This window comes from Paenibacillus tritici, assembly GCF_013204885.1.
GTDB classification, from domain to species: domain Bacteria; phylum Bacillota; class Bacilli; order Paenibacillales; family Paenibacillaceae; genus Paenibacillus_AQ; species Paenibacillus_AQ tritici.
Window position 1 is genome coordinate 70,092 of the sequence record NZ_JABMKX010000021.1, and the last position, 21,459, is coordinate 91,550.

Consider the following 21,459-nt stretch of genomic DNA (forward strand, 5'->3'; position numbering starts at 1 on the left):
CGCGAAAGAGATTCGCCGGTTCTACTTTCAGCCGGAAAGGAAATGACCGCCATGACCGCTACTCAAATAGATCATACGGATTACCGCATCCTCCAGCTTCTAATAGAAGACTCTACATTAAGCCATAAGGATATTGGAGCTCTGGTCCACCTGACAGGTCAAGCTGTAGGCGCACGTATCCGCAGAATGCGGGAGCTGGAGATCATTGAAGGCTACACCATTCACTGGAACCCGCTCCGGATCGGGCAGAATATTCATGCTTTTATTACGGTTTTTCTCAGCACCAAGAGTGACCACCTCCCATTTCAGGAGTTTGCGAAGGCCCATGATAACGTAGCCGAGGTGCACCGTATCAGCGGGGAGGGCTGCTATTGGATGCGGGTGCGCACTGTGAATCAGGAAGCGCTGAACGCTCTGCTCGACGAGCTGCTGGTGTACGGCAATTACCGCGTCAACCTGGACATGGGCCAGATCAAATAGGAAATGGTGAACAGCTGGATAACACACTAAACCTCGGAGGTAATCATGAGTCATACCATTGAACAACCCAGAATCCCGGAACCGGAGCTACTGCTGCCCCAGCAGATTCATGCCCTCGCTTCCAAGGACGAATTCAGCCGCTGCCTCATTGAAGGTGCGCTGATTGAATATCAGGAGGCCGCCAGGGTGTCCTTTGACAAGGTGATCTTCCGTAACGTTACCATTACTGAATCTTCCCTGCACGGCATTGAGCTGACCGATGTCCTCTTCGATCATTGCGACCTGTCCAATGTGGATTTCAGCGACGCCTTCATGCACCGGACCGAATTCAGGGATTGCCGGTTAATCGGGACGGACTTCACGAGAGCGCGGTTTCAAAATGTGTCGGTGACCGGATGCCTCGGGGAGTTCGCGGTGTTCCGTTTTGCGAATTTCAAAGGGGCTTCCTTCGAGCGCAGCTCGCTGGCCAGTGCGGATTATTACAAGTCCACTCTGAACGGCCTGTACTTCTCGCAATGCAATCTGGAGCAGGCTACGCTGGCCGGGTGCAAGCTGAAGGATATTGACTTAAGCGATTGCGAGTTCACCGGCCTCTTGGTGGATCTTCAGGATCTGGAGGGCTGTATCATCTCTGCGGAGCAGGCAGCTTCTTTTGCCGGACTGCTTGGCCTCGTAATCAAAGATTAAGTAGCCGGACCCGCATCTGCGGTCAGGGTGACCAGCTTCAGCTTGCCGGAGCATTTCCCGCAGCGGTAACGCCCCGGATCGGCTCTGCGCTTGCGCAGATATTCGGTGGCACAGGTAATGCATACCAGCTTGTACCGGTACGGCTGAGGCTTGCGCGCTTTGGCTCCCGGCAGAGTCTGGCAGTAACGGCTGCCGCCGACGCGGGCCAGCAGGGTTTTGAAATCGGCATCCCGGTGCATATACCCCCGCTTCGCCAGATGCAGGTGGTAGTGGCAGAGCTCATGCTTGATAATCTTCTCCGTCTCCTCCCGTCCGTACATGGCAAGCTGCTGGGGATTAATCTCTATATTATGGCTTTTGGTAAAATACCGTCCGCCCGTTGTCGTAAGTCTGCTGTTAAAGCTGGCCGTATGCCGGAAAGGCACGCCGAAGCTGTTCAGCGACACCTGCTCTATCCACAGCTGCAGCTCTTCGTTGCTCATACTGGTCATAGCGTTCCTTCACGGTCCTTCCTTAAGGAAATTAGATCTCTACTTGAATTGTAACTTGCCCATAGGCTACACTGTCAAGAAGGAAGACAAGTCCGGAGGGAGAATGAGTTATGCCGAAAATGCGGTACGTAATCATGCAGCAGGATCAGGAACTGCAATTCGTGGAAATGCCGGAGGAGTATGCTTACCAGTTGAGCGCCCTTAATCTGCGCCTGAATAAAGAAATCGACAAGCTGACCGCTGAGAATGTTCCCGGATTGCCGCTCGCCGTTGCCGAATGCGATTCGCTGGAACTGCTGCGCGAGGAGCATCACCTGGAATCGGGGCTGGCGTATATTAACCGGCTGGAGAGTGCTTTTGCCTCCATCAAGGAGGATCATTATCCGCTGATCTCTCTGCTGACGGAGATCCGTGCACTCCAGGCTCAGCTCGAGCAATGGTATGAAGAAGAAGCAGAACGGGTACAGTAGGCCCGGTATGGGCAGGCCCTCTTAATTTCTGCCTGCAAAACTGATGCCAAAGTCGCACCTTTGGGCGAATTCCCCCATATGCTATCTATACATAGGATGCATGCCAGAGGAGGGGTACCCGTGCCACAGTGGCTTCGACAACAGCTCATGAAGGCCTATTTCAAAAAAGACAGCCGTCAGATCAAACTGCTGAACGAATGCTGGTTCTTCTACCGGAATTCCGCTGAACCCAAGGAGTACATCCAGAACAACTTGTAGTCTGGTTGATGGATGCAGAACAGCTTATACAATTCAAACAAGCCGCGAGAACCTTTAGAGGTCATCGCGGCTTGTTGAGGTGCGGCTACTTTTAAAAAAGTGACGGTGTTGCTTAGTCGAAGCTGCGCGTGCCCGGCCAGGAGCCCTGCAGCTTGCGGACCAGCACAATCTGTCCGGTATGGTAAGCATCATGCAGAATCAGGCTCATCACTTCTTCTCCCGGCGCATGTCCCGAGCCGCCCCATTCATAGGCGCCTTCTTCAAGGGCCACTATGATCTCCCGCAAAGAGGCGTGAACGGACTTCAGCTTGTCGACCGCCTTGTTCCAGGCCTTTTCCCCGCTCTCCGTTACGGTGAACGTATCGTCATTGCTCTCCAGATCAGGCAATTTCTCCAGCCCTTTCAGCTTACGCAGCAGACGTTCCTTATAATAAGTCAGATGATTCACAGTCTCCCAGATGGAGTTGCCCGCAGCCCCCTCCGGTTTCCAGCTGGCCTGCTCACTGTTCACGCCTTCGAGCGCGTCCTTAAGCGGCGGCTGCCAATCCTCAACCTCCATGACATAATCCCAATTTTCAACCAGAACATCGCTAATTTTGTTTTTCACCTGTATCCCTCCTGTAACGACTTAATAACCCGAATAACAGTTACATGAGAAATGTATCATATTTCCCGGAGCGCATCAAGTAACTAGCAAATATTATTTTTAACTGTTACAATCAAAGCAAAGATGACGCGAAAGGACCGATGAAGCTTGCTGTGGGTAGATTTCATGAACAGCTATTGGCGGGATTGGCGGACAAGCGACCGGAGCAAGGACCGGGACCGGCTGGAGGAACCCAAGTGGCTGGAGGAATGGCTGGTGGAGCAGAAGCTGCCTGCAGCCGCCCCGCTCCTGCCGGAGGAGCTGGATCGGCTGAAGCGGCTGCGCGGATTGTTATGGGACGAGCTACAGAGACTGGTCGCGGGCGAGACCCCGGCTACAGCTCTGCTGGAGCAGCTCAATGATTATCTGGGCAACGGGCCGGTTGTGCGCCAAGTGGTCTGGAATGCCACAGGCGAAGCCGGGATCTCCCTCCTGCCGCAGCGGGCGGATTGGAAGCAGATCATGGCGGAGATTGCTGCCTCTTTTGCGGCCGCGTTACTGGAGAAGGAGCCCTCACGCTTCCGCATTTGCGGCAATCCCGATTGCCTCTGGGTCTATTACGATGATACGCGTAACCGCTCGAAGCGGTATTGCGACGACAAGCTCTGCGGGAATCTGATGAAGGTCCGGCGGTTCCGGGCACGCAAGAAGGCTGCGGAGGATGAACCTCCGGCAGAGTAATTCATACGATGATCCGGCGGACAGCGGGGTAACTTATACGATGTTTCGGCGGGACAGCAGAGTAACTGATACGATGATCCGGCAGGACAGCGGAGTAACTTATACGATGTTTTGGCGGGACAACGGGGTTAGCGTGGTGTTCTTGCCGGAATGCTTGGCAGTATAGAGCAGATTGTCCACTTCCTCGAACAGCTTTTCTTTGGTGGCTCCTTCGTCATAGCTCTGGAGGCCAACGCTGACGGTAACCGCCCGGTTCTCCATCTCTTCATGGAACGTCTCCGACAGCTGGCGGCGGATTCCGTCGATCAGCTCGTAAGCCTCCTCGAAGCTTTTCTCGAACAGCAATATGGCGAATTCCTCCCCGCCGTAGCGGGCTGCAATGTCCGCGGGAGAGATATACTCCTTGATGATGTGGGCGACCCGAGCCAGCACAAGGTCCCCCGTACGGTGTCCATATTTATCATTGATCCGCTTGAAATTATCTATATCAAGCAGCGCCAGATGGAACGGGGCTCCCTGGCTTCCGTATTCCAGCGCTTTTTCATAGAATTCGTGAAAAGAAATATGATTATACAGCCCCGTCAGCGCATCGGTGGTAGACAGCTTGCGGATGACAGCATTCTCGATCATCAGATCCTGCTTGGCGATCAGGGTGGCTTCAAGATCGCTCGCCAGCTCGCGCCCGTTAATAATGATAATAGCCGCTACCAGCGTGCCTACCAGCAGGAAAAGCGGAATGGCAATCAGGTCAAAATCATTCAAGTACATCTTGAACCGGTAATCCCAGCGGTAGAGAATGAAGAATGCAGCCGCCTGCAGGGCAGACGTAAATAAGGTCAGATCCAAACGGAAGAATATCGCAGACGCCATAATCGGCAGCAGCATCAGTGCCCCGATGATCCGAATATCCATATTCAGATGAATGATCAGCATGGCTATAATCGTCCCCGCTACAAACAGCAGCACGAAGGAATACTTCGGTGCTGCATAATCCACAAGCTGCGTAATCCCGACAACCGCACTCATCAGAAGTGTCGGATACAACAGCACCTCACAGTAAAATTCCTTCGGCCCCATGGGATAAGCCAGCCACCAAAAAGCCCCCAACTGAGCCAGAAAATGCAGCGCAATCACAAGCCAATAGGTATACAGAAACCGCCTGATCCACCGGGCCTGCCGGTGAGCAGACGTATCCGAAGGGCCCATGAAATCTCTTAATCTCAACGCTTTCACCTGCCGCCCCCAGATAAGATTCACACATTTCGATGTACACATTTCTCCTATTTTAACATGCCAGGGGCCGGCTCGGATACTCTCTTGGGGGATATGTACTAATGGTGGGGGGTTGCTTGTATGAGGAGCGACACCTACAAGAGGTACACCAGCTCGACCTGATGATTTCACTTCACATTCTACATGAGGAGCGATGCGGAGTTACCGTATCTGCATTGTACAACATAGATTTCAATCTACCCTCCTGAACGAGGAGCTACCTCATTTTAAATATGTCGCCAAAACACTAACGGATTTCAATCCACGCTCCCGTATAGAGTGCGACTTTTATCCAACTTGCAATAAAGTATATATTCATTATTTCCGCTGTCGCACTCTACACAGAGTGCGACAGCGGAAATCAGCATAACCTATGCCATTTCCATATTAATCCCCCACCCTTCTTCCAATATAGTACAATAAAGGATATGAATCAATGAGTGCGAAGGACCCGAGGTGGGAGCTTGGCATTCGCACCAGCTATCAGTTCCTATCTTACTCCACACATATTGTAAAATATTTCATTGAGGATGGTTATTATGAATCAGGAAAACTTAACTTGTAAAACCTGTGGATATACTACCTTTGCAAAAGGTGAAGTTAACGCTGTTGACGCTAGAGTTATGCCAGTAGGCAAAACTTTTTCTTTCGGTTCTCCGGTTATATATACATTTTGTAAAAGATGCGGCGAAGTAGCGTCCATTAGGATTAAGAATCCCGATAAATTCTGAACAACACGGACTGCTAGAGATCAGAGCTACTAAGCTAATATTGGAACTAACGATAACTCTTAGACTCTACCATGTCAGTGTTTCAATTCACAACAAACAGCCCAACCCGCGCATTTGCGTGTGATCCGGCTGTTTCTGTGTTACCCTGACTAATCAGCACCCTCAAGCATTCATCATCAACTGAATGCGCTCCACATCCTGGCTGAATTTTTTGGCCAGGCGGGCTTTACCAAGGTTGGACTTTACGATCTTCTGCATCCGTTTGTCGTCGGTCACGGCGAATTTGGCGAGCATCCGGAAGCCATGCTCGGGGGCGCGTTCCACGAATACGCTAAGTGCATACTCCAGACCCTTGGACAGGATGCGGAAATCCTCCGTACCATAACGGGTCTGTCCGGCGGCAATCTCATCCAGAATCTCCTCTGACAGCTCCAGCGCGTACAAGACATTGGCGGAATCCTTCAGCATGGGCGGATGGGCCAGCGCCGCGACGAAGGCCCGTTGCTCCAGCGGACCGGCTGCGTCCTTCATCCCATCGAACAAGCTACGGAGCGCGCTGAAGTCCTGCTCGCCAATCCGCTGCAGTGCCATCGCTGCCGCTTCGCGCATCCGCCAGCGGGAATCATTCATGGCTGCCTGACAACGCTCCAGAATAATCTGCTGCCGGGAAGGCTCCGCGTAACGGTAATAGCTGCCCATCGCCTGCAAGGCGCAGAACGGCAAGAACTCCCGGGGATCGTCCGTAGGCGCTGCCGATTCCGGCTTGCCGCTCCATTCCATAAGCAGGTTCCAGGCGTCGTCAGAAACCCAATCGGACGCGAAGGCATCTGCGAACGTGGACGCCGCCCCCAGATTTGCCCGCGGACCGGGCAGATTCGACTCACCGAGCAACCGCTGCTCCAGCTGCTTGAATTGCCCGGCCTCCTGAAGCTCCTCATAGAAGATGTTCTTGGTCACTTTGCTGTTCATAGTACCCCTCCATCATTTTGGAAAAGCCATTTTGATATGTTCCTCGCAGAACTCCTTACACACATTGTTGCCCCAGAACAATCCCTCGAACCGCTTCAGAGCAATGGTATCCTCGCGAATCTCCACCAGGCCCGCCTTAACAAACTTATCGAACAGCTCCGGGAACATTTCCTCCGGGAAGATGCCGAATTTGCGTTGGAAGAGCTGGCGGTCAATAGCCGTGCGGCGCAGGCCCATCGCCAGGAACTGGTTAGGCAGATCGTCTGCCTTCACCTCGTAGCCTAAGGCAACCGGCAGGTTGCCGGATGTAACTTTTTTCACATACTCAGGAAGAAGCTTCACATTCTGGTAAGCATAACCGCCCACATCGCCAAACGCACCCAACCCGACAGAGAGCAGGTCCAGATGATCGTCAAAATGCTTGCGGCTGTAGATATGATGTCCTCCCGGCCGTACAAAGTCATAGGTGGATTCGACCGCATAGCCCTGTGACTCCAGATAATGACAGGCCTCAACATACATCTGCTGCTCCAGTTCAAGATCTCCGCAGGGTGGAAGCTCGCCGCCGGCAATTCGTTTGAAGAGTCCGAAGCCGGGAATGAGCTTAAGCGGGAATAAGGTAACATGACCGATTCCCAGCTCCACTACCTTCGCCAAGTCCTCCAGCCATTCCTCCATCGTCTGCCCCGGCAGATTGTACATCAGGTCCAGGCTGACGTTGGAGATTCCGGCCTCTTGGGATTGCTGAATGGTGCGCAGTGAATCCTCACAGGTCTGAAGCAGTCCAAGGCGTCTCCCCAGCTCATCGTTGAAGGTCTGCACCCCCAGACTGATTCTGTTGACGCCCAGGGCATGAAGCAGCTTCAGCTTGCCTGCGGTGAACGAGGCGGGATTCCCCTCAAAGGTGATCTCTTCGACACTGTGCATGGGAAGTGTGGACTGTAGCTGCTCGAACAGAGCCGTAATCTCTTCCTCATTAAGAACGCTCGGCGTACCGCCGCCAATGTAGAGCGCCTCCACCGAGGAATTGCGGATCTGCGGCGTGAAGCCGTACATCTCCAGTTCACGAAACAGCGCGGTCAAATATTCCTGGCGGGCTCCCTGCTCATTGAACGCCTTGGGATACGGGCAGAACGGGCAGATGGAATCACAGAACGGAATATGTACATATACCAGTTTAGAGCTTGCAGCGGCATCATTCAAGTTCATCAGGGACGGCAGACGTTTGCTGTCCTCCGGTGCAACCGGAGAATTCCCCATGGGATAATGTCCTATCCCTATCTCCCGGAACGGGTAAGCCGGCTTGTTCATTCGATCAAGTCCTTCCTCCAATTGAATTCATAAGCATATCCTTATAGATGTGGCGCGATGCCGCCAGAGCCTTGGTGAGCAGATCTGTGCTATAGTCCCTGGACTGGTAAAAGGCCGGAAGCAGCAAGTTATCCGCCGGATGAATCACCTGCTCTTGCAGAGCGATATTGTACAGGGCGGTATGAGGATAGATCCGGATGCCTTGACTGGCCAGGATATAGACAGGATTCAGCTGATTGACCAATTGTACCGTCTCTTGCACCGTTTCCTCATGCTCCCCCGGCCCGCCGAACAGCAGCGATACCGAATAAGGGATATGATATTGCTCCAGCAGACGCCCCAGCTCCAGCAGGTGTTCCGGGGTGAATTGCTTCCCCATCCGCCGGAGCATACGCCCCGAGCCCGAATCGGCCCCGATATCCACGAAGCGGCAGCCGGTGTGCTTCAGTGAGCGTATCAATTCTTCCGTAATATTGGCAGGCGTCAGGGCGCAGCTCCATTCCAGCGAGGTGCTTGTGCGGCCGATCTGCCCGCAGAACTCTATCGTCTCCTCCACCTCATGATTGAAGACACCGTCTACAAAAGTAATGCTGTTCACCTGATAGTCCGCCTGCACAATCCTCATGTCTTCCATGAACTGCTCCGCAGGAATCCGGCAGGCGCCGGAATTCATATAGCCCTCCGAGCAATAGATGCAGTGCCGGCTGCAGCCTCTGGAGGCCTGATAGCCCATGGAGGCTTTTTTGATGCGTGGGTTCGGGATGAAATACTGCGGAGAGAACAGCGACTTGGCCGGAATACGGCTGTACACCGGATGATAGGCAGGATCTGCATTCCTTACCGTACCTGTGTCCGGGGCCATTCCCCGTTCCAGATCATGGACGAGCCGGACAGCCTCCGCTTCGCCCCCGCTCCCCTTGATTCCGTAATCCGCCCCCAGCTCCTCGACCAGCTCACCCGGCATCACCAGCATCGCAGCCCCGCCTATCATTACCTTGGCTGAACTGCAAGTACGGCACACCTTCATGACTTCATGTACAAAAGACAGATAGCTCTCCGGCTGCTGAATCACCTGATTGTCGATGTTGCGCACCGAGAGGCAGATCAGCTCCGGCTCACACGCCCGCAGCTCATCGCGGAGGGCCTCCAGCGGCTCGGCCACAAACGCCATATCCAGAAAGCGGGCCTCGAATCCGGCAGCCTTCAGGGCCGAGTAGACCATCCCCGCCCCAACCGGAAGCACCGGCATCGGCTTCAGCAGAGTATTCGTAGACACTACCAGTATTCTCATGATTACGCTCCACCCTGTTTTTGTGAAATTAGATGAACATCCAGTCCGGGTTCCGCTCCCGGTAAGGGGCGCAGATACTATTGGCCTGCTCCAGCTTCAACTGCGGGGACATGAAGAACTTCGGATGGAGCAGCTCATCCGGCTCCGGGGAGCCGACATAGCTGTACATATCGGTGGACGGCAGAATGCGGATGCCGAACAGGCCGAAGATACGCTGAACCTCCAGCTCCTCCATCAGATCCAGTGTCTCCTTCAAGGTCTCCGGGGTCTCCTCCGGTCCCCCGATCAGTAGACAGAAGCTGAAGTCCAGCTCCTGGGCCCGGCAGAGCTGCACCACCGCCCGGATCTCGCCCTGCCGGAAGTTCTTCTTGAACGACCTGAGGCAGATATCGCTGCCGGAATCAATGCCAAATTCCACCTCCGTACACCCCGACTGCTTAAGCAGCCCGGCGAATTCTGCGGTGAAGAACCTGGGATTCAGGAAGCAGCCCCAGGACACAGGAACCGCACGCCCGATCAGCTCCCGGCAGATATCCTCGGCATGCTCCAACGGGAAGTTGAACACACTGTCCACGAAATCGAACGATCCGATGTCATGCTGCCGCACCATCTGTTCAATCTCATCCACTACCCCCTTCGGCGACCGCAGGCGGACGGCCCTGCCCTCCAGCGACGGATAAGCACAATAGGTGCAGCTCAGTGCACAGCCCCTCTTGGTCAATACATTATGGCGCACCTTACGCTCGACATCATAGCTGTGCAGGAACCCGCTGCGGCTCGGGAAATACTCCTGATCCAGTTGCTCAGGCGCGTCAGGCGGCCAGTAATTCCATACCCCGGCCCTTGTCCTGAACATCAGTCCGCTTACTGCGGACGGCTCCTCCCCCTTCTCCAGCTGCGACAGGAGTTCAACCATACTGTCACAGCCATCGCCGACAATTCCATAATCCGCTCCCGTCTCCTGCAGCCATTGCCTGGGAAGGAGCGAGAAGCCCGCTCCCCCCAGAATGACCCCGGCCGTGCTGCTCCATTGCCGGACCCAGTCCACCAGAGCGCAGACCTGCTCCACGAAGCTCCGGGGGTACTGCATACAGCAATTATCCAGATTACGGATCGACACGCCGATGTAGTCCGGTGTATAGGAATCCAGGTAGGAGGTGACGGCCTCCCGGGTATAGTCCAGCTGGGTCATGTCCAGCATCCCGGCTTCCCAGCCGGAAGCGGCAAGACTGGCATGAATATAGCTGAGACCCAGCGGGAACACAGGCGGCCGCTTCTCCGTATTCGCCGATATCAGCAGTACTCTGCCCATACTACTCCTCCCTGAGGAAATTGAGCATGGCATCCGCTACGGCATCCTTCTCCTCAAGAAACATAAAGTGTCCCGAACCCGGAACCGCCATCATCCGGGAGTCCGGCAAGTACCGGTTCAGCTCCAGCGCCTTGTGCAGCGGAGTGATCCGGTCCTCCTGGCCGGTTATAATCAGCGTTCTCTGCCGGATATTCTGAAGAATCGGCCGGAGATCGGGATGCTGAATCTGGATCATCAGACGGTGGGTCGCGGCAGGCAGCCTGGACCAGCCTTCCAGAATCCGGTGCTGCACCTCTTCATGACCCTCTGTGAAAAAATACGGAACCGCCGCCGCATTCGTCTGCCTCACGGTATCCGGCGTGATCTCTTCACCGTGGCTTGGCCGCTTGAACGGAACCTGAAAGGTGGCAGCGGCCCCCATAAGGACCAGCTTCTTCACCCGGCCCGGCTCCCGTGCAGACAGCAGCAGCGCCAGCGTGCTTCCCAGAGAATGTCCAACGATCGAGACCTGCTTCAGCCCCTGCTCGTCCAGCAGCCTGAGAATATCATCAACCATATCCTCTAGGGTGAAGGGGAGACCTGAGTACTCTGACTGGCCGTGTCCGCGCAAATCAGCGCACAGCACCTGATAAGAGGTCTGCAGCGACTGGGCCAATTCCCGGAATACGAGCGAAGAGTCCCGGTTGCCGTGCAGACAGAGAATCGCCTCCCCGGTGCCCTGGCAGCTGTGAAATAAAGGTACGCCCTTAGTCTTCAACATTTACTTTCTCTCCTCCCTTAGCACTTCCCCGTCCTGACTGCTCATACAACTACTTCGTCCAGATAGTCCACGACCCGGCCGATTTCCCGGCCTTCCGCTTCATCTACTGCAAACAGCCGCCACTCCTCCCGGCTGCGGCCCACCAGAATGGCTGGCTGGCCGGGTGCCAGACTGCAGCGCGAGGCCAGCTTATCTTCCCAGTCATAATATAGCTCGAAGCCGGGAACCGTCTGCCCGGTCTTCTCCTTTACGAATTCATGGGTAATGAAGTGCGGCAATTGTCCTACTCTTGCGATCAGCGCACAGGCGGCCTTGCCGCCGAACTGCTGCTCCAGCTGCTCCAGCAGCGGCCCGCAGCGGACGCTGGCCTGCTGGTCGCCGATGACGAAGATGCGCGGCCGCTCCGCTGCCAGCTCACCGAGTGCGATCTCTTCATCCTTGACGTTCTGCACAGTGAAGGCAGACCAAGGATCAGCCTGCATCCCGTGTTCCCGACTCTGCTCCATAGGGTCCTGCTCCATAGGGTCCTGCCCCCCGCTTCCCTGCCCTTGCCCTGCCCCCGACTGCCCGGGAAGGTCGAAGTAAGAGAATCCCAAGGAGGAGGCCACCCGCATCCCGACCGCCCGGGCCATCATCTTGGCCTCTTCCGCCTCTTCAATCGGTTTGCTCCAGGAGCGCTTGCGGATGCCTGGCTGGCCGTCATATTCAATCAGACTGATGCCTGCGCTGGCGATCATCGACAGCTTAATCGCCGTGAAGCAAGGCATCAGCGAAGCCAGTGCCCATTCATGCCCCGGACCTGCTGCGACAACAATCTGTCCGGCTACCTTGCCCGTGAACGCTTTGCCCTTCACCCCGGCAACCCGGTCATAATTGTAATACTCGAAGTCCAGATCCTCGTCGCTGCAAGGCTCGCAGCGGTCAATCCAGTTCTTCCAGACGGCCGGAAGCGAGAGCGCATAGACCGGGGAGGCGAAGACGAACCCGTCCGCCTCCTTCAGCTTGTCATACAGCTCCGTCAACTGGTCCTCCGGGTCCTTCAGCAGGTGGCAGTGCTTGCCGTTCATGCAGTTGCCGCAGCCGTCACAGGGCAGAATGTTGTAATCATTCAGCCGCAGCAGCTCCGTCTGCACCCCCTGCTCCGCTGCAGCTTCAAGCGCAACGGAGAGCAGATATTCGCTGGAGCTGTGATGCTTCTTCATGGACCCGGCAAGCCCGATGATCTTCTTCATCCGGCTGCCTCCTCTAAGTCCAGCTCAGCCGTATCGAACCCCAGCGCCCGCAGATCGCTAAGCGCGAACATCCGGAAGTCGGCCGGGGTACACAGCACATTGGCTTTGGCTACATCATATCGGGAGACCTGGCCTGTTCCGCGTGCTGCGGCAAGCTCCTCCGCCTTCTTCCGAATCTCGGTACTTGCCATATCGCGGATGAACTCGGGCTTACGCGCAACAATCCCTTCATAGAGGCTCTGGCCCTCCGCTGTCCAGGTTACCGCCGCTGCTGCACCAGAATCGAAGAAGGTGCCTGAAGCCAGCGCCTGAAACAGCTGCTCGAACTCCGCCAGAGTAGCCTCACCCGGCTTCGCCACCTGAACGGTACGGCTGGCCCATTCGGCACAATACCCGCATTTGTCGCAGTCCATCCGGTCGCAGCGCTTGGAACGGAAGCCTTCCAGGAAGCCGTCCAGGCTCTCATTGTCGATGCTTGCCTGGAAGCTGAACAGCAGGCTGTAGACCTGCCGCATTTTCTCAGACGGCGCGAACTCCTCCTTGATATTCTTCGAGAAGTTGGGCATTTCGAAATCGGCCTCCGCCATCCGCGAATTCAGCAGACTAAGCAGGTTGCCCTCATACTTGCGCCGGGAGTAGGACTCAGCCGTAGCTGCAATCTTCTCCGTGGTCTTCATGCGCTCGGTCAGCTTGAACTTGTGATAGCCCAGCTCCTCATAGAGATACATGTCTTCCGGACGAATCCACTGCGACTTCAGCAGCTCTTCGGGATGCTGGAGCTTGCGCTCCGTGCAGCGCAGCATGTAATAATCCAGCGCGAAGCCATCGGTTACATGGTTGCACTGCGAGGCATGGCTCTGGAAGTTCGCATGATTGTGGCGCATCGGGCAATCCAGCAGACAGTCATTGGTCGCAATGAGCTGATAATCGAGCCGGGTATTCTTGCGCAGGCTCTCCAGGAAGGCGAAGTCACGGTTCCGGCTCTCGGGCAGGGTAACTTCGCTGACACCTTTTTCTTCAAAATACTGCGCCTGTCTCAGCGTGTTGACGTTCGCAAAGGTAGACAGGCTGATCTTGACATCCGGCAGCGCGGTGCGCACCATATCAATCAGCATGGGGAGGGACACCGTCACGTATTCCGGCTGCAGGGTACCGATCCATTCCAGCAGCTCGCGCAGACGGTAATGGAAGTCCTTGGTGGTCTCCAGGTTATCCAGACAAGTGGCATTCAGCAGATAGTTGAACTTGAACCCGTAGGCGTGAAGGAGCTTCACATGCTCCTCCACTCTTGCCCGGTCTATCGTTGGCAGCGCAAAGGTCGGCCGGCCCCCGCCCACCAGATCAGAGGATAATTTGCCATAGAATACATCAACATGCGAATCCTGCAGCAGCAGAGGTAACCGGTCATCGAAATTGGTGCCGACAGACAGCTTCATCACTTCAGCTCCTCCCCGGCAGCTTCGGCCGGTTTTTGCCCGCGTGCCAGCTTCACACGGCTCTCGAACGTCTGCTGGTTCGCCTCTGAGAAGAACTCCTTACATACATTGTTGCCCCAGACAATGCCCTTGGCGGACAGGCGGATCTCGTGCTCATCCGTCTCCAGCAGACCTCTGGCTACCAGGTCGTCGATCGTCTTACCAAAGATCTCTTCCGGCTGGTAGCCGAACATGCCGGTGAAATCCTCCCGCTTCACCGCCAGCATCCGCAGACCCTTGGCCATCATTCCGTGCATCGCTTCCAGATCATCCGCCTGGCTGGCAATGAAGACGGACAGGAACTGCTGCTGAAGCCGGTCACTGTACTCCTGGATATCACCCTGATTGATATACATCAGCTTGTTGACATAACCGAAGGCCGCCGGGCCGTGCGCGAACAGATCCTTCTGCTGGGTATAGTACAAGAGGACATGCCGGTCCTCGAAGCCCGGCTTGGCGAAATCCCACACGCTGTACTGGACATACCCCTCTTCCTGGAGCAGCCGCTTGGCCTCCAGATACATATCTACTTCCAGCTCGACACTGCCGGTAGGCGGAATCTTGCCTTCCTTGATCATTTTGAACAGGGCCGTAAACGGCACTACACACAGAGAGAATACCGTGATATGGTCAATTCCCAGCCGCACGGCCGTTCTTACATCCTCCAGCCATTCCTCCATGGTCTGCTCGGGCAGATTGTACATCAGATCAATGCCGATATTCTCGAAGCCCGCTTCCTTCGCTTCATTCAGCACCTCGAAGGCCCGGTGTGAATCGTGACTCATCCGCAGATGGTGCCCCATCTTATCATTGAAGGTCTGTATCCCAATGCTGATCCGGTTCGCTCCCTGGGCGCGGATGGCCTGCATTTTCTCCAGCGTCAAGGTTGCCGGGCTTCCTTCAAATGAGATTTGCGCATCCGGTGTCACCCGGTAATTCGCCTGGACACTCTTCAGCATCTCTACCATTCTCTCAGCAGACAGAGCCGACGGCGTACCGCCCCCGAAGGTCACTGCGCTGATTGTGGACTGGGAGCCATACGGTGAAGAGGCATAGATGCCGATTTCGGCCTTGACCGCCTCCATGTACTGCTCCACCTGATTTTCCTGGTAAGCCATCTTATTGAAGGGACAGAAGATGCAGACGGAGGCGCAGAAAGGAACATGCACATAGACGGCACCCACATTATCCGCCGGAGGCGGGCCGCCAAGGCCCATCCGTCCATAAATGTCAGCCGGGGCAACCTCGGTCACCGGATTGGGATAGTGGGACACACAGATCGGGTCTCTATGGGGATACACGTTGTAGAATGGCTCATAGGATGTTTTAACTGCCATGGTGGACACCCCGCTTCGATTCCAGCGCCGTCATTGCCGCAGCCAGACCGGAGGATACAGCCTCAATGCCCGCCACAGGCAGACAATTCATCACCGTCTCCGTTACTTCCTCAGCAGTTGCTCCCATCTCGTAAGCCTTCAGCGCATGCAGCCGGATGCCGAAGGGAGAACGGTCTGTCACTACACAAGCCAGGCGGATCAATTCCCGCACCTTCGGCTCAAGCGTCCCCGTGTCCTCAATTGACTTGCACATGCTATCAAAAGCGGTACCCACCCTGGGATTAACTCTCATCAACATATCGCTCATTAGCTATACCCTCCTTGTCATTTTACCGAATGTACCGGACGCCCTTTGGCCAGCTTCATCCGGTGCTGTAGCCCGTAATCCGCATACTTCGCGGAGAAAAATTGCTTGCTGACATTATTGCCCCATATAATTCCGTCATCAGTCAGCCGAATCCCTTCGGCATCCTGAATCAGCAGCCCGTCCTGCACCAGACGCTCAATCGTATCCGGGAACAGCTGCTCCGGCTCCTGCCCGAACATCCGTACGAACTCAGCACGGTTAACGGACAGCATCCGCAAGCCTTTGGCCATCGCTCCGTGCGCCAGTTCCAGCTCGTCAGCCTTCTCCCCGCAATTGACCGGCAGCAGCCCGTCCTGCACACGGGTCATATATTCATTCAGATTCCCGCTGTTAATATACATATAGCCGTTGATGATTCCGAAGGCAGCCGCACCGATCCCGATCATATGCGCCTGCTCCGAGAAGTACAGGGTAGCGTGGCGGTCCGTCTTGCCCGGCTTGGCGAAATCAATCACACTGTACTGGACATATCCCGCTTCCAGCAGCATCTCCTTGGCAATGGTATACAGCTCGATCTCCCTGTAGACATCTCCGATCCCCGGAATCTTCCCGTCAGCGATACGCGAGGCAATCTGGGTATGCGGCACCACACAGAACGAAATTACGCAGATATGGTCGATCTCCTGCTCGATAGAGGTGAGGATGTCCGCCCGCCACTGATCCAGCGTCTGACCCGGCAGATTGTACATCAGATCAATCCCGATATTGTCGATTCCGCAGCTTCGGGCATTCTTCACCAGCTCAAAGGAATCCTCGACACTATGGTACAGCCCCAGCAGCCCGGCAAGCTCCTCCTGAAAGGTCTGCACCCCTACGCTAATCCGGTTCAGTCCCTGCAGGGATAAGGCTTCCAGCTTGTCTGCCGTGAAATTCCGCGGGTTGCCTTCGATGAAGATCATGGCATCCTCCTCAACATGAAAGGCTTGCTTCATGTATTGCAGAATGCCGGTCAGCTCTTCCGTGGAGAGGCAGGAAGGAGTACCGCCGCCGAGATTAATGGAAGAGACTGTAATGCTGCCGCCAAACGGCGTAGCCGCATATCTGTCGATCTCCTTGCGGACTGCCGCCAGATAATCATCCACCTGATCCTGCCGCTTCAGATAACGGTTGAACGGGCAGAACGAGCAGGTGGCATCACAAAAGGGAATGTGCAGATACAAGGCCGTCGGCGTATCTTTGGTATTCATCTGCTCAAGCTCCATCAGCGACCTTACTTCAGACTCTTCGTGCTGAGAGACAGGCACCGGATAATGAGAGACACAGATTGAATCTCTCTCCTTGAACAATTCAACATATTGCTTCGCTCTGCTCATATGGAGCGGTCCCCCTTCATTTGGATTGCAGCATCCGGCCCGCATATGGGGAATCTTCGGACGGCTCCACCGGGATGCGGCGGATCTCCATGGTCATCTGGTTGCGCATATCCGGGCAAGCCGAGTGTACAATATTGCCCTCAGGGTCCCACGGCAGCTTCGCATCCATGTTCAGCGCCAGCAGCATAGGGAAGACCGCATGAAATGCCGTTCCGCAGAGATTGCCTGCATTCAGCGGGGAGACCTTCATAATATCCCCTTCTTTGTGCCCTGCCCGGCAATGCCCTTTAACGCCCGTTACCTTAAGTTCAAATTCATAATTCATTCGTAAACCCTCCTCATTGGATTGTGTGATTCGTTTCACTTAATTAGCCATACGCTACTCAACAATCGCCACTGCACGGACCCAAGCCGCCCCGGCCGCTCTGATCTTAACCGGAAAACAAGCCACCTTGAAGCCGTACGGAACCGGAATCTGCTCCAGATTCGCCAGGCGCTCCATATGGCAGTAGGTCTGCTCCCTTCCCCAGAAATGGGCCGGAAACAGATAGGCGTTATCGCCCGTCCGCTTATAATCGCCGATCATATTCTTGAACGGCCGGTCGAACCCGTAGCTGTCAATGCCCATCACCTTGATGCCCTGCCCGGTCAGATATTGCGTGGCCTCCCGGCTCATCCCCGGGTAATCCGTAAGATACCGGGGTGTACCCCAATGCCGGTCCGCACCTGTACGGATCAGCACAATATCCAGCGGCTTTAGCTTGTATCCGATCCGCTCAAGCGCCTGCTCAATATCCGGCTGCTCAATCGCTTCCCCCGCTTGTATATGCGTGACATCCAATACCACGCCGTCGCCGTAGCACCATTCAAGCGGCACCTGATCAATGGACGCTGCCGGCTTGCCTTCGCTCATGGAGCCGAAATGCAGCGGGGCATCGAAATGTGTCCCTGTATGCGTGGAAGCGGTGATCATCTCCATGTTCAGGAACTCTTCGCCGGGGAAGTCCTTGCGGCTTCCGTCGAACTGGCGGGCAAAGCGGTCTGCCCCCTCCTTATGGCCGGTCTGCTCGAACCCGTACGGGGCCAGCTCGCCCGGATTCTCCTCCATATGCACACTTAGATCAATGAATTGATATGTCATGCCCTCACCTACTTCATAATTCTGAGTGCGTTCAGTCCCAGGATGTTCTGGACATCCTCCTTCTTGATCTCCTTCACCCCCATCATCAGCTTCATGGGCAGCGGAATGGCTACCTTCTGCATATAATTCAGCACTTCGGCGATGTTCGGCGTGACCGTCCAGTCCGAGCCCCAGAGGATCTTATGGCTGCCGCAGACCGAGATCATCTTGGCCAGCTCCATGCGGAACACCTTGGGATTGTTGTGAATGAGGATGTTGGCTACGGCCGTAATGGTCACATACATATTGTCGTGCCTGCCCACCATGTAATAGCACAGGTCATTCCAGGGATGGCCCATATGCTCCACAATCAAGGTCAGGTTAGGAAAATCCACCGCAACATCATCGAGCAGAATCGGGTAGTTATGCTTCATCCGAAAAATACTGCCCGGCGTAATCCCCGTATGCACGCTTACCGGAATTCCCAGCTCGCTGCACCGTTCATACAGCGGGTACAGCAGCTCCCGGTCGTTCAGGACGAAGCCCCCGTAATCATTGGGGTTCAGCTTGAAGCCCTGCATGCCGAGCGTATTAATGGCGTAATCCAGATCGACCAGCGCTTCCTTCCCCTTATAGGGATTGACGCTGGCGAAGCCGCGCAGCTTGTCGGGATGCGCTCGGACCGCTTCAGCGATTTTCTCATTGGACAGCACCTCATAGCCGTACACATCCTCGAAGCTAAGCTGATGAACCCAGCTCATCGCGATTTGATTCTCGGCCATACAGGCCAGATAATCCTCCAGCAGATTGTTGTCATCGACGAATCCGTCCTGAGCCGCACCTACCATTTTCTTCAAGTACTGCAGATCGTCGAATCCTCTTTGCTTCTTGTAATCCGGGACGGTTCCGGCTCCAGCCAGACTAAGCTCCAGACTCTTATTCTCCTTGACGGCGAAATGGGCATGAGTATCTACAATAACAAGATTGCTTTTCACGTTGTTCTTCTCACCACTTTGCTTAGAATTAGCATTGCAAGCGCAGGACTCTAGACCTCTCTATGACCGATCTCCGGCCTTGGGGCCAGCGGTGCCGTGGCGAAGACCAGCTCCATGTCGCCCGGCCCCTCATTAACCACGCGGTGGCGCTCTCCCTTCCTCGCAATGAACAGGCAGTTCTCCCGAATGGAATGCGGGATATCTTCAATGAACGCCGTGCCTTGTCCCCGGACCACAAATACGGTCTCTTCGCCGTAATCATGGAGATGCTCCTTGATCTCTTCCCCTGCCTGGAGGAGCACATGGCCCATAATTAACTGCGTGGCCCCGATCGTTGCCGGACTGGCCAGCACACGCATCTGTCCTCCCCTGGCATGAACCACCGGCACATCCTCCAATTGAACCACTGTACTCGCGTACATCTGCTTCATCACTGCACTCCCTTATCCGGCTGATTTATATTCGGTTACACCTGTTGCTTCTTTTTTGCCGAGGCCCAGCGAGATCAGAATCGTCAGCACCATGAGTCCGGCGGCTACCAGATAGCTGGGATGCGTGCCGATCCTGCTATAGAAGAAGCCGCCAAGCGTTGATCCCAGCGCAATCCCGACTCCCTGCAAGGTCCGGAAGGTCCCTAAGGCCGCGCCCATTTCCATCGGATTGATCTTGATGACCTTATCCGTAATAATCGTGTTGACCAGCGTGATAATTGGCCCCTCAGTCAGTCCAATCAGCGCATAGCCGAAGGTCAGCAGCCAGGGGTTGAAGTCAAGCGCATACAGCAGCACGAGCGCTCCCAGACAGATCGACTGGGCCCAGATCAGGGGCGCATGTCTGCCCACTTTATCCGAGATCCAGCCAATGAATACCGCCCCGAACGAAGCTACGGCTTCATAAGGAATGAAGAGCAGGCTGAGCAGCACCAGGGAAATATCCTGTTCCTTGGCCGCAAACGGCACCAGGAAGGTCGTAAACACACCCACCATGAAGCACAGGGTTCCTACAATTCCTGCCAGCAGGATTTCGCGGACGCCCAGCCACTTGAATGAACTTTTGAACGCTTGCCCGATGCTCTTGCTTGCATTCTTGACCCCGGTCTCCTTCAGCAGCACAGTCGTAACCAGCGTCGACAGCAGCAGCAGGGAACCCAGCACTGCGAAGGAAGTATGCCAGCCAAAATAATTGCTGAGCAGGCCGCTGAGTACATATCCCAGCACCGACCCGGCGCCAATCGCCCCCGACACAATGCCCATCGCTCTGCCCCGCTCTTCGGGCTTGCACACATCCATGACCACCGCAAAAATCGGTGTGGACACGAAGCCTCTGGCGAAGCCGAACAGCAGCCACCCTGCCGTAAACAACATCACCCCGTGGGAAGCCGCCACCATGAACACGGCCACTGCCGACAGGGCCATGGAGGCAACGATAATCTTCTTCCGCCCATACCGGTCGGCGAAGACGCCCGAGGGAATCGACAGGAACGTCATCACCAGCGAGGCAATCCCCGCGATGGTTCCAATCTCACCGGAGGTCATGCCGAGATCAGTGCTAATCAGCGGTGCGATGGGGAAGATACTGACCATAATCGAAAATACGAGTAGAATATTGACGGCTAAAAGTGTGAAAATTTTGTTATTGCTCATGTGAATCGTCCTCCTCACAGTCATTGACTGCTCTCAATAATGATGAATGCGGCAGCATAATCACCGTGATGACTGATGCTAACATGGATAGTCTCCTGCTGTTGTACATAAGGCTCCAGGCCCCTACTGCGGACCAGATAGGGCTGGCCGCTGGGGTGGTTAAGGAATTCCAGCCCGTTCCAGTCCAGCTCACAGTTCATTCCCGTTCCAATGGCCTTCAGCAGCGCTTCCTTGGCGGCGAATCTGCCGGCCAGGAATTCTTCCGCATGTCTTTTTTTACTGGTGAACAGCTCCCGCTCCTCCGGGGAAAAGTACTGCTGCATGAAATGTTCACCACACTTCGCCAGCATCTGCTCCACAAAGCTAACGCTGACCAGATCCATGCCAATCCCTCTAATCATGCCTTCAAGGCAACGGCTTCCATCACTTGGGCCACTGTATAGGTTTTGAGCATCTTGCTCTCAATGAAGATGCCGAAGGCCTTGGCAATGGCTGTTGAGACCAGCGCCAGCTCTGTCGAGTCCAGTGCCAGATCCTCATACAAATGCGATGCCTCTGTAATCTCTTCCTCAATTCCAATGTCATCAATAATGTCCTTAATCTTCTCGAATACCATTA

At 55.1% G+C, this 21,459-nt stretch carries 25 protein-coding genes; 5 read left to right on the top strand and 20 right to left on the bottom strand.

Annotation, left to right across the window (positions count from 1 at the left end; genetic code table 11):
- The first annotated feature begins 51 nt into the window (after nucleotides 1-51).
- Nucleotides 52-480, top strand: coding sequence for an Lrp/AsnC family transcriptional regulator (locus tag HQN87_RS27730; protein ID WP_173139883.1), 429 nt, complete (start codon nucleotides 52-54; stop codon nucleotides 478-480).
- Between the two features lie 45 nt (nucleotides 481-525).
- Nucleotides 526-1,167, top strand: coding sequence for a pentapeptide repeat-containing protein (locus tag HQN87_RS27735; protein WP_173139884.1), 642 nt, complete (start codon nucleotides 526-528; stop codon nucleotides 1,165-1,167).
- Here HQN87_RS27735 and HQN87_RS27740 read toward each other — a convergent pair.
- Nucleotides 1,164-1,649 carry a SprT family protein gene (locus HQN87_RS27740; RefSeq protein WP_173139952.1) on the bottom strand — a complete coding sequence of 162 codons (486 nt, stop codon included), beginning with the start codon at nucleotides 1,647-1,649 and terminating at the stop codon, nucleotides 1,164-1,166. The two genes, HQN87_RS27735 and HQN87_RS27740, sit on opposite strands and share 4 nt — an antisense overlap.
- 119 nt (nucleotides 1,650-1,768) lie before the next feature.
- On the opposite strand from HQN87_RS27740, the gene HQN87_RS27745 reads away from it, so the two are divergent.
- Both HQN87_RS27745 and cmpA read left to right on the top strand, forming a co-directional pair.
- Entirely contained in the window at nucleotides 1,769-2,128 is a 360-nt protein-coding gene (locus tag HQN87_RS27745; protein WP_173139885.1) for a hydrolase/acyltransferase, read from the top strand.
- 120 nt (nucleotides 2,129-2,248) lie between these two features.
- A complete protein-coding gene (cmpA, locus tag HQN87_RS27750; protein WP_173139887.1) occupies nucleotides 2,249-2,386 on the top strand; it encodes a cortex morphogenetic protein CmpA in 138 nt (45 codons plus the stop codon).
- A gap of 112 nt (nucleotides 2,387-2,498) precedes the next feature.
- On the opposite strand, the gene HQN87_RS27755 is transcribed toward cmpA, so the two are convergent.
- On the bottom strand, nucleotides 2,499-2,993 hold the full coding sequence (locus HQN87_RS27755; RefSeq protein ID WP_367272826.1) for a DinB family protein: 495 nt from the start codon (nucleotides 2,991-2,993) through the stop codon (nucleotides 2,499-2,501).
- A 147-nt stretch (nucleotides 2,994-3,140) separates the two neighbouring features.
- On the opposite strand from HQN87_RS27755, the gene HQN87_RS27760 reads away from it, so the two are divergent.
- Complete coding sequence (locus HQN87_RS27760; protein WP_173139889.1) at nucleotides 3,141-3,713, top strand: CGNR zinc finger domain-containing protein; 573 nt, start codon at nucleotides 3,141-3,143, stop codon at nucleotides 3,711-3,713.
- Nucleotides 3,714-3,812: 99 nt separating this feature from the next.
- Here HQN87_RS27760 and HQN87_RS27765 read toward each other — a convergent pair whose 3' ends face one another.
- The 18 genes from HQN87_RS27765 to HQN87_RS27850 form a co-directional block, all read right to left on the bottom strand.
- Nucleotides 3,813-4,937 (bottom strand): GGDEF domain-containing protein, encoded by a 1,125-nt coding sequence (locus HQN87_RS27765; RefSeq protein ID WP_367272827.1) that lies wholly within the window; start codon nucleotides 4,935-4,937, stop codon nucleotides 3,813-3,815.
- 941 nt (nucleotides 4,938-5,878) lie between these two features.
- A complete protein-coding gene (locus HQN87_RS27770) occupies nucleotides 5,879-6,685 on the bottom strand; it encodes a hypothetical protein (protein ID WP_173139891.1) in 807 nt (268 codons plus the stop codon).
- A 12-nt stretch (nucleotides 6,686-6,697) separates the two neighbouring features.
- Nucleotides 6,698-7,996: a radical SAM family heme chaperone HemW gene (hemW, locus tag HQN87_RS27775; protein ID WP_173139893.1), complete on the bottom strand. Its 1,299-nt coding sequence runs from the start codon at nucleotides 7,994-7,996 to the stop codon at nucleotides 6,698-6,700.
- A 4-nt stretch (nucleotides 7,997-8,000) separates the two neighbouring features.
- Entirely contained in the window at nucleotides 8,001-9,287 is a 1,287-nt protein-coding gene (locus tag HQN87_RS27780) for a B12-binding domain-containing radical SAM protein (RefSeq protein ID WP_173139895.1), read from the bottom strand.
- A 28-nt stretch (nucleotides 9,288-9,315) separates the two neighbouring features.
- Complete coding sequence (locus HQN87_RS27785) at nucleotides 9,316-10,599, bottom strand: B12-binding domain-containing radical SAM protein (RefSeq protein WP_173139897.1); 1,284 nt, start codon at nucleotides 10,597-10,599, stop codon at nucleotides 9,316-9,318.
- Nucleotide 10,600: 1 nt separating this feature from the next.
- Nucleotides 10,601-11,359, bottom strand: coding sequence for an alpha/beta fold hydrolase (locus HQN87_RS27790; RefSeq protein WP_173139899.1), 759 nt, complete (start codon nucleotides 11,357-11,359; stop codon nucleotides 10,601-10,603).
- A gap of 41 nt (nucleotides 11,360-11,400) precedes the next feature.
- Entirely contained in the window at nucleotides 11,401-12,591 is a 1,191-nt protein-coding gene (locus HQN87_RS27795) for a flavodoxin family protein (RefSeq protein ID WP_173139901.1), read from the bottom strand.
- Nucleotides 12,588-14,027: a U32 family peptidase gene (locus tag HQN87_RS27800; RefSeq protein ID WP_246553660.1), complete on the bottom strand. Its 1,440-nt coding sequence runs from the start codon at nucleotides 14,025-14,027 to the stop codon at nucleotides 12,588-12,590. The genes HQN87_RS27795 and HQN87_RS27800 overlap by 4 nt, the downstream gene beginning before the upstream one ends.
- The gene (gene hemW, locus HQN87_RS27805; protein WP_173139906.1) at nucleotides 14,027-15,403 is read right to left on the bottom strand and encodes a radical SAM family heme chaperone HemW; all 1,377 of its coding nucleotides are present in this window, start codon (nucleotides 15,401-15,403) and stop codon (nucleotides 14,027-14,029) included. Before hemW (HQN87_RS27805) ends, HQN87_RS27800 begins: the two co-directional genes overlap by 1 nt.
- Nucleotides 15,393-15,710 carry a carboxymuconolactone decarboxylase family protein gene (locus HQN87_RS27810; protein ID WP_173139908.1) on the bottom strand — a complete coding sequence of 106 codons (318 nt, stop codon included), beginning with the start codon at nucleotides 15,708-15,710 and terminating at the stop codon, nucleotides 15,393-15,395. Before HQN87_RS27810 ends, hemW (HQN87_RS27805) begins: the two co-directional genes overlap by 11 nt.
- A 17-nt stretch (nucleotides 15,711-15,727) precedes the next feature.
- On the bottom strand, nucleotides 15,728-17,083 hold the full coding sequence (hemW, locus tag HQN87_RS27815) for a radical SAM family heme chaperone HemW (RefSeq protein WP_173139910.1): 1,356 nt from the start codon (nucleotides 17,081-17,083) through the stop codon (nucleotides 15,728-15,730).
- 16 nt (nucleotides 17,084-17,099) lie between these two features.
- The gene (locus tag HQN87_RS27820; protein WP_036723289.1) at nucleotides 17,100-17,408 is read right to left on the bottom strand and encodes a TIGR04076 family protein; all 309 of its coding nucleotides are present in this window, start codon (nucleotides 17,406-17,408) and stop codon (nucleotides 17,100-17,102) included.
- A gap of 54 nt (nucleotides 17,409-17,462) precedes the next feature.
- Nucleotides 17,463-18,224, bottom strand: a complete 762-nt coding sequence (locus HQN87_RS27825) for a cyclase family protein (protein WP_173139912.1) — start codon at nucleotides 18,222-18,224, stop codon at nucleotides 17,463-17,465.
- Nucleotides 18,225-18,232: 8 nt separating this feature from the next.
- On the bottom strand, nucleotides 18,233-19,198 hold the full coding sequence (locus HQN87_RS27830) for an amidohydrolase family protein (protein WP_173139915.1): 966 nt from the start codon (nucleotides 19,196-19,198) through the stop codon (nucleotides 18,233-18,235).
- Nucleotides 19,199-19,248: 50 nt separating this feature from the next.
- Nucleotides 19,249-19,629 (bottom strand): cupin domain-containing protein, encoded by a 381-nt coding sequence (locus HQN87_RS27835; protein WP_173139917.1) that lies wholly within the window; start codon nucleotides 19,627-19,629, stop codon nucleotides 19,249-19,251.
- Between the two features lie 12 nt (nucleotides 19,630-19,641).
- Complete coding sequence (locus HQN87_RS27840) at nucleotides 19,642-20,841, bottom strand: MFS transporter (protein WP_173139919.1); 1,200 nt, start codon at nucleotides 20,839-20,841, stop codon at nucleotides 19,642-19,644.
- A gap of 20 nt (nucleotides 20,842-20,861) precedes the next feature.
- Entirely contained in the window at nucleotides 20,862-21,242 is a 381-nt protein-coding gene (gene acpS / locus HQN87_RS27845) for a holo-ACP synthase (RefSeq protein WP_173139921.1), read from the bottom strand.
- Entirely contained in the window at nucleotides 21,239-21,457 is a 219-nt protein-coding gene (locus HQN87_RS27850; RefSeq protein ID WP_173139923.1) for an acyl carrier protein, read from the bottom strand. Before HQN87_RS27850 ends, acpS begins: the two co-directional genes overlap by 4 nt.
- Nucleotides 21,458-21,459 lie beyond the last annotated feature (2 nt).